The sequence below is a fragment of the Halorubrum sp. SD626R genome, assembly GCF_001261915.1.
Taxonomy (GTDB): domain Archaea; phylum Halobacteriota; class Halobacteria; order Halobacteriales; family Haloferacaceae; genus Halorubrum.
The window spans coordinates 1-1204 of the sequence record NZ_CVRT01000023.1; the positions used below are offsets into that span (position 1 = coordinate 1).

Annotated in this window: 2 protein-coding genes and 2 pseudogenes; all 4 read right to left on the minus strand. The window is 67.3% G+C overall.

Features of this window, described 5'->3' with window-relative positions:
• Positions 1-146, minus strand: a pseudogene (locus SD626R_RS01455) (DNA-directed RNA polymerase subunit D); the annotation flags it as partial.
• A gap of 1 nt (position 147) precedes the next feature.
• Complete coding sequence (locus SD626R_RS01460) at positions 148-537, minus strand: 30S ribosomal protein S11 (RefSeq protein ID WP_004046448.1); 390 nt, start codon at positions 535-537, stop codon at positions 148-150.
• 6 nt (positions 538-543) lie between these two features.
• Positions 544-1071, minus strand: a complete 528-nt coding sequence (locus SD626R_RS01465) for a 30S ribosomal protein S4 (RefSeq protein WP_092562500.1) — start codon at positions 1069-1071, stop codon at positions 544-546.
• A pseudogene (locus SD626R_RS01470) lies at positions 1068-1204 on the minus strand (30S ribosomal protein S13); the annotation flags it as partial. The pseudogene SD626R_RS01470 and the gene SD626R_RS01465, both read right to left, overlap by 4 nt.

The following is a 1204-nucleotide window of genomic DNA, read 5'->3' on the forward strand; positions in this document are numbered from 1 at the left end:
ACGGTGTCGATCGAGAACGTCGGGACGTCGGCGATCATCGCGCGGCGGATGCCGTTGGCGAACGCCGGCGTCAGCCCGCGGATCAGCACCCGCGCGCTGCGGTCGTCCCGTTCGACGTACTGGACGTCGAAGTCGGCTTCCGTCATGTCAGACTCGCTTGTTCTTCGGCGCCTTCGTCCCGTCGTGCGGGATCGGCGTGACGTCCTCGATCCGGCCGATCTCGACGCCCGCACGCGAGAGCGCGCGGATCGTCGCCTGCGCACCGGGACCGGTGGACTTGTTGAGGTTGCCGCCGGGGCCGCGCACGCGGACGTGCACGCCCTCCAGGCCGGCGTCTTTGACTCGCTCGGCGACGACTTCCGCCATCTGCATGGCGGCGTACGGCGACGCCTCGTCGCGGTTCTGTTTCACCACGGTGCCGCCGGACGACTTGGCGATCGTCTCGGCACCCGTCTCGTCGGTGACCGTGATGAGCGTGTTGTTGAACGATGCGTACACGTGGGCGATTCCCCACTTTCCGTCCTCGGATTCACTCATTGTTGGTTACTCCTGTGACTCCGCGCGCTCGGGGTGGAGATCGTCCGCGAGCGGGCTGTTCTCGTCGAAGTCGATGGCACCCTCGTCGGCCACGTCGACCTTCACCGAGGGACGCGTCACTCGGGCCCCGTCGACGGTGACGTGTCCGTGGACGAGGAACTGACGCGCCTGCTGTGTCGAGGACGCGAGCCCCTGCCGGTAGACGACCGTCTGGAGACGGCGTTCGAGCAGGTCGGTCACGTCGAGCGACAGGACCGTCGAAATGTCGTCGTTGTCGCCGAGAATACCGATGCGACGGAGCCGTGCGACGAACTCCGATCCGGCGTCCTGGGCGGCGTCGACGTCACCCTGGGCCTCGCCGAGCAGTCGGCGCGCCTCGCGGCGCATGTTGCGCAGCTCGGACTGAGCGCGCCAGAGCTCCTCTTTGTTCTTCAGGCCGTACCGCGAGAGGAGGTCCGACTCCTCGGCGATCCGCTCGCCCTGGTACGGGTGGTTCGGCGTCTCGTAGCCTTTGGTGTTCTTGCCGGTGCTCATTCCTCGTCACCCGCTTCGTCTTCCGCCATCTCCTCGCGGATCTCCTCGACGTTGACGCCAATGGTGCCCTCGGAGCGACCCGTGGACTTCGTGCGCTGGCCGCGTACCTTCTGGCCGCGCTTGTGGCGAACGC